The sequence below is a fragment of the Arthrobacter sp. Br18 genome (genome assembly GCF_000520555.1).
Classification (GTDB): domain Bacteria; phylum Actinomycetota; class Actinomycetes; order Actinomycetales; family Micrococcaceae; genus Arthrobacter_D.
Genome location: NZ_KI914875.1, coordinates 1 through 6,057 on the forward strand (window position 1 = coordinate 1; position 6,057 = coordinate 6,057).

General features: G+C 68.8%; 6 protein-coding genes and 4 tRNA genes. 5 read left to right on the top strand and 5 right to left on the bottom strand.

Going from position 1 to position 6,057, the window contains the following annotated elements:
- Positions 1-31: 31 nt before the first annotated feature.
- The 4 genes from Y704_RS0112275 to Y704_RS0112290 form a co-directional block, all read right to left on the bottom strand.
- Positions 32-108, bottom strand: a tRNA-Gly gene (locus Y704_RS0112275).
- A gap of 29 nt (positions 109-137) precedes the next feature.
- Positions 138-209 (bottom strand) — tRNA-Val (locus Y704_RS0112280).
- 25 nt (positions 210-234) lie between these two features.
- A tRNA-Cys gene (locus Y704_RS0112285) sits at positions 235-308 on the bottom strand.
- 62 nt (positions 309-370) lie between these two features.
- Positions 371-444 (bottom strand) — tRNA-Gly (locus Y704_RS0112290).
- 172 nt (positions 445-616) lie between these two features.
- On the opposite strand from Y704_RS0112290, the gene Y704_RS0112295 reads away from it, so the two are divergent.
- The 5 genes from Y704_RS0112295 to rpe are packed head-to-tail and all read left to right on the top strand — an operon-like array spanning position 617 to position 5,418.
- Positions 617-1,498 (top strand): hypothetical protein, encoded by an 882-nt coding sequence (locus tag Y704_RS0112295; protein ID WP_026550335.1) that lies wholly within the window; start codon positions 617-619, stop codon positions 1,496-1,498.
- Between the two features lie 41 nt (positions 1,499-1,539).
- A complete protein-coding gene (def, locus tag Y704_RS21000) occupies positions 1,540-2,151 on the top strand; it encodes a peptide deformylase (RefSeq protein WP_051477003.1) in 612 nt (203 codons plus the stop codon).
- Positions 2,148-3,092 carry a methionyl-tRNA formyltransferase gene (locus Y704_RS0112305; RefSeq protein ID WP_026550336.1) on the top strand — a complete coding sequence of 315 codons (945 nt, stop codon included), beginning with the start codon at positions 2,148-2,150 and terminating at the stop codon, positions 3,090-3,092. The genes def and Y704_RS0112305 overlap by 4 nt, the downstream gene beginning before the upstream one ends.
- Positions 3,089-4,699 carry an RsmB/NOP family class I SAM-dependent RNA methyltransferase gene (locus tag Y704_RS21005; RefSeq protein ID WP_051477004.1) on the top strand — a complete coding sequence of 537 codons (1,611 nt, stop codon included), beginning with the start codon at positions 3,089-3,091 and terminating at the stop codon, positions 4,697-4,699. The genes Y704_RS0112305 and Y704_RS21005 overlap by 4 nt, the downstream gene beginning before the upstream one ends.
- 59 nt (positions 4,700-4,758) lie before the next feature.
- Positions 4,759-5,418 (top strand): ribulose-phosphate 3-epimerase, encoded by a 660-nt coding sequence (gene rpe / locus Y704_RS0112315; protein ID WP_026550337.1) that lies wholly within the window; start codon positions 4,759-4,761, stop codon positions 5,416-5,418.
- An 11-nt stretch (positions 5,419-5,429) separates the two neighbouring features.
- On the opposite strand, the gene Y704_RS0112320 is transcribed toward rpe, so the two are convergent.
- The coding region (locus tag Y704_RS0112320; protein ID WP_026550338.1) for an acVLRF1 family peptidyl-tRNA hydrolase at positions 5,430-6,057 on the bottom strand (628 nt) is incomplete at its 5' end.

Consider the following 6,057-nt stretch of genomic DNA (forward strand, 5'->3'; position numbering starts at 1 on the left):
GGGCTGAAACTGATCACGTGACGGCCACGAATGGAGCGGACGACGGGATTCGAACCCGCGACATCCACCTTGGCAAGGTGGTGCTCTAGCCAGCTGAGCTACGTCCGCAAAAAAAGCGTCCCGAAGGGACGCTTTCGTGGGCGATACTGGGATCGAACCAGTGACCTCTTCCGTGTCAGGGAAGCGCGCTACCGCTGCGCCAATCGCCCATTGTTCTGGGTGCTTTCACTGTACTGGAGGTGGGGACGGGATTCGAACCCGCGTGGACGGCTTTGCAGGCCGCTGCCTCGCCTCTCGGCCACCCCACCGTGACCCTAACGAAGGACCGCCGGATAGCTGTAAATTACACCCGGCAATACAGTGACTTGCGAGCGGACGACGGGATTCGAACCCGCGACATCCACCTTGGCAAGGTGGTGCTCTAGCCAGCTGAGCTACGTCCGCAGAAGGATTATCGAAGAATCCACCGCCTGGGACAGCACATTATGGCGGGTTTCTTCGCTTTCCAACGAGAGAAAACTCTATAGGACGTCGGGGGGTTCGTCCAATCCGCGCAGGCCCGGCGCAGCGGACCTGCTGTGCGGAACTGTCAGGGCGGGGTGACAGACTTGGGTGCATGACAGAGCCGCTCCTAGCCCACCCGACCGCGAATGGTCGAATGTATGCCCGGTCGACGACGGAACAGCCCACCGTTCCCTCGGCGGCTGGTTCGGCCACATGGCGGCGACTGCCTTGTCGAAGGACCCGCGGCCACATGGCGGCGACTGCCTTGTCGAAGGACCCGCGCCTGGCAGGTGCGGCCGGCAAGCCTGCCGAACTCCGGGCGGCGGTGCAGGAGGCCTCGAAGGCAGCGGAACGGTACCGCGACCAGGCGGCCGAGCGCGGGACACGTGTGCACCACTACTGCGAGCAGGTGTCCCTTCGGGCACTGGACCGCCCGCACGAACTCGATGCCGCGCGCAGGGCGCTGACGCAGCACGGGGAGGAGGGCTTCGCGCAGCGGTTCGACGAGTGGTGGGACCTCTACGACGTCCGCCCGATCGCCCCCGAGCTAACGGTGTGGAACTCCGAGCTCGGCTATGCCGGAACCCTCGACCTGATCGCCACCATCGGCGGGCGGATCTGCCTGATCGATTACAAGACGAAGAACTCCGACCGTGAGGGTTTCGTCAAGGCACTCGATGACAAGGTCGTCATGCAGTTGGTGGCCGGCATGAAGGCCCAGGAGTCCCTTGTCGATCCGCACGCAGGGGAGTGGGAGGCCTGGAAGTACGGGAAGGAGCCGCTTCTCCTGGGGGTGGCCGTGGGCCAGACCGAAGTCCGCGCGATGCGCGCGAACCCGGCGGTCCTGAAGGAACACTGGCTGCGGTTCTGCGCGCTGCGGAGGGCGTGGGAAGCGGGTCTCGCGGCGGACGCGGCCGGCCGCGCGCTCCTTCCGATCGGCCCTCCGCCCCCACCCGTTCCCGCAGTACCTGCCGTTGCCGCCGCCCTAGACTAGGGAGGTCATTCTCTCGTCCACCCACCCAGAAGGATCACCAGATGGCTGTCCTGAGTATCCGGATCATCGGAGATCCTGTCCTTCGAACCCCTGCCGCCAAGGTCACGGACTTCGGCCCCGACCTGTCGAAGCTGATCGCCGACATGGAAGAGACGATGATCGATGTGCACGGCGCGGGCCTTGCCGCCCCGCAGGTCGGCAGGGGGCTCCAAGTCTTCACCTACCGCATCGACGGCCATGAGGGGCACGTGGTGAATCCCGTGCTCGAGGTGGGATCGGAGCAGCAGGAGAACGGCGACGTCGAGGGCTGCCTGTCGGTGCCCGGTCTCGGCAACTTCCTGGCACGCGCCCAATGGGCGCGGGTGCGCGGGCAGGACAGGCACGGAGCTCCGGTGGAGATCGAAGGTAGGGGGCTGCTCGCGCGGTGCCTGCAGCATGAGACGGATCATCTTCGCGGCATGCTCTACATCGACCGGCTTGAAGGCGAAGAAAAAAGGGCTGCCATGCGTGCCATCCGCAGCGCCGACTTCACCGCGGTCTCCCGGAAGACCGCCCTCCAACGGGGAAAGTCACTCGGGACGAGCTTCAGCAGGGCGGAATTGCCGGAAGCCGCGCCACGTCTCCCCTCCGTCCGACGGGAGTCCGGCACGTGAGGGTACTTTTCGCCGGAACGCCCCCCGTTGCCGTTCCCTCGCTCCAGGCGCTCTTCGACGCCGGTCTCGACATTGCCGCCGTGCTCACACGGGTGGATGCTCCGCTGGGCCGGAAGAAGATTCGAACGCCGAGTCCGGTTGCCTGCCGGGCCGAGGAGCTCGGGCTTGCGGTGATCAAGGCCAACCGGTTCGACGACGCCGTGATCGCCGAACTCGACGCGCTGTCCCTTGATGCAGCGGCCGTCGTCGCCTACGGCGGCCTGGTGCCCGCACGGGCCCTCGGAGTCCCCCGGCACGGCTGGATCAACCTGCACTTTTCCCTGCTTCCCGCCTGGCGGGGAGCCGCACCCGTTCAGCATGCCGTCCTGAACGGCGACGACGTCGCCGGGGCGTCGACGTTCCGCCTCGAGGAGGGGCTGGACACCGGTCCCGTCTTCGGCTCGATGACGGAGACCCTGGATCCGGCGGATACCAGCGGCGAACTGCTCGAGCGGCTCTCGAGCAGTGGAGCGGTGCTGCTGGTCCAGACGTTGACCGCGATCGGCGCCGGCAGGGTCGAGGCGCTTCCGCAGCAGGGCGACATCACGCTGGCCCCCAAGATCACCATTGCTGATGCGCGGATCGACTGGACCCAGCCCGCGGTGGCCGTCCGCCGGAGAGTCAACGCCGTCACCCCCGAGCCGGGGGCGTGGACAACCGTCGGAGGGCAACGGATCAAGGTGGAGCCGGTGACACCGTCGGCCGAGGACGTCCTGGAACCGGGAGAGTTCCCGCAGGGACTTCCACCCGGCCGGGTTCTCCTGCGGGGCGGCCGCGTGGTCGTGGGCACGGGTACCGGGCCGGTCCTGCTGGGGCGGGTCCAGCCGGCCGGAAAGAAAAGAATGGACGCGCCCGATTGGGCCAGGGGTGCAATTGCACAAGGAGAGTTGGTATTCGAATGAGCACGCCAGGAGACCGCACACCGGACAGCGGCAGATCAGGCAGCGGCAGGTCAGGCAGCGGCGGATCAGGCAGCGGCAGCGCCGGGGCCGGCAGGCGCAACGAACAGGGGAGGGAACGCAACCGGGGAGGCGAACGGAAATTCTCCGGGACCGCTCCGTCGCAGCGGAACCGGCGTGCGGATCCGGCCCGGCTCGTTGCCTTCGAAGTGCTTCGTGCCGTCGCGTCCGAGGACGCCTATGCGAACCTCGTGCTGCCGGGAAGCATCAAGAAGCACCGGCTCGACCGGCGTGACGCCGGCTTCGCCACCGAACTGGCCTACGGTGCCCTCCGGGGGCAGGGAACCTACGACGCCGTCCTCGCCCGCTGCGTCGACAGGCCCCTTGATCAGCTCGACCCCGCGATCCTGGATGCCCTGCGCCTCGGAGCGCACCAGCTGCTCGCCATGAGGGTTCCTGCCCATGCTGCGCTCGACCAGACCGTGGGCCTGGTGCGGGCCGTCGTGGGCGCCGGGCCCAGCGGCCTGGTCAACGCCGTCCTGCGGAAGGTCTCTGCCAAGGATCTTGCGGCGTGGGTCGAGGACCTCGTTGCAGGGTTGACCGACGCGACGGGAATCGCCGCCGTGACCCACAGCCACCCCGAGTGGATCGTGCGTGCCCTCCGGCAGTCGCTGGTGGCCCACGGCAGGAACGCGTCCGAGATCGACGATCTTCTGAAGGCCGACAACGCCGCGCCGGTGGTCAACCTCGTCGCCCTGCCCGGGCTGGGATCCCTTCAGGAAGCCGAGGCGGAGGGTGCCGAGCCGGGAGTGTTCGCCGAAGGATCCGCCTACTTCGCGGGAGGCCAGCTCAGCCAGCTGAGCGGGATCCGGAACGGTACGGTGAGGGTTCAGGATGAGGGCTCGCAGCTTGTGGCACGCGCACTGGCCGCCGTCGTCCTCGATCCGGGGCCGACCGCCGCCGGCCGGGCCGAGCGGTGGCTTGACCTCTGTGCGGGCCCGGGTGGGAAGTCTGCCCTGCTCGCCGCCCTCGCCCTGCCGGCCGGCCACACCCTCGTGGCCAACGAGCCGGTGCCGCACCGGGCGCAGCTGGTCCGCCAGGCACTCACACCCGTCGACGCCGGCACCTGGACCGTTCGGGTGGGCGACGGGCGCGAGCTCGGGCGCGAGGAGCCCGCCTCCTACGACCGCGTGCTGGTCGACGCGCCCTGCACGGGCCTTGGTGCCCTGCGGCGGCGGCCGGAATCCAGGTGGCGGCGTGCACCCTCCGACCTCGTGGACCTGGCCCCGCTCCAGCGCGAGCTGCTGTTCTCGGCGCTCGACGCCGTACGGCCGGGCGGCGTCGTGGCGTATGCCACCTGCTCCCCGCACCACGCTGAAACTCTCGCCGTCATCGAGGACTGCCTGAAGAAGCGCCCGGGCATGGAACTGCTGGACGCCGGAGCGGCACTCGATGCAGTGAGCATCGGCGGTCCCCTCCACGCCGGCCATGGCTCCACGGCCCAGCTGTGGCCCCACGTGCACCGGACCGACGCCATGTTCCTGGCACTGATCCGCAAGCCGTCGACGTCACAGGCGTTGAGTGCACAGCCGTCGACGTCACAGCTGTAGCTCCGCGAACCAGTTTCTGACAATCTTCCCGGACACCACGCTCCTATCGAAGGACAGCCATGGCAGCCTGCCGCATCAACCCGAGCATCCTCTCCGCGGACTTCGCGAATCTCCAGGCGGAACTCGAGCGCATCCGATCGGCAGATGCAGTTCACGTGGACGTCATGGACAACCATTTCGTGCCGAACCTGACGCTGGGCCTCCCCGTCGTGAAAAGGATCCAGGAGGTGAGTCCGCTGCCTTTGGATGTCCACCTGATGATCGAGGACGCCGACCGGTGGGCACCCGCCTACGCGGAGCTGGGCGCCGCGTCGGTGACGTTCCACGCCGAGGCCTCGGCCGCACCGGTTCGACTCGCACGCGAGTTGAGGGCCGGCGGTTCCCGGGCAGGGATGGCCCTGCGGCCGGCCACGCCGGTGGAACCCTACCTCGACATGCTGGGCGAGCTGGACCTGCTGCTCGTGATGACCGTTGAACCGGGCTTCGGCGGGCAGGCATTCCTTGATCTGACACTGCCCAAGATCCGGCGCGCTGCGACGGTGATCCGCGGCGCCTCACTGGCGCTGGCCATCCAGGTGGACGGCGGGATCACGGAGGAGACCATCGGCCGTGCCGCCGAAGCGGGTGCCACAGTCTTCGTTGCGGGTTCCTCGGTGTATGGGGCGGAGGATGCGTCAGCGGCCATCGACCGGCTGCGCCGGGCCGCGTTCCGTCCCTGAGGAGGCCGCCGTCAGGCGGGCGGGTCCGTGATGGTGATGCGCACCGCCGTCGTGTCCATCGCGACCCTCTGGAGGATCACGAGCCGAGGATCAGGGACGGTGGCGAACGGCAGGTGGGGCAGCGCCGCGTATTTCACCAGGGAGGCCTGCTCGAACAGCTCCGATGCCAGGGTGCGGTCGCCGCCGCGCTGGATGCACTCCAGGGGATGTCCGCTGAAGATTGCGGCCGCCCGTTCCGCCGCCTCGAGGACCAGCGATGACGCCTGGTTTGCCCGCCGCCTTGCGAAGCGCTGCTGGGACCAGCCCCCGGCCGCCGTGCGGGACTGCACGTACCGCGTACCGGTCTTCGATGCCAGCAGGGTGCCGCCGCGGGCGACGCCGACGGAATAGCCGCCCCGGCGGATGAGGACCACCCCTGTGGTGCGGGGCCGGGTCGCGGTGGCGAGAATGGCGTCCATGGCCTCCGCTTCGCCGGGTGGCAGCGCTCCGGCCGGGAGGGGCAGCGGGGGCGCGATCTCCGCGCGGCATCCATTGGCGCCGGTCACCAGGCCCGTGCCGGCGCCGGTGGAGAAGGTGTATCCCCCGTTTCGCGCTGCGAAACGTTCGAGCCACCCCGGCAGGCGGCCGGCCGCGACGAGT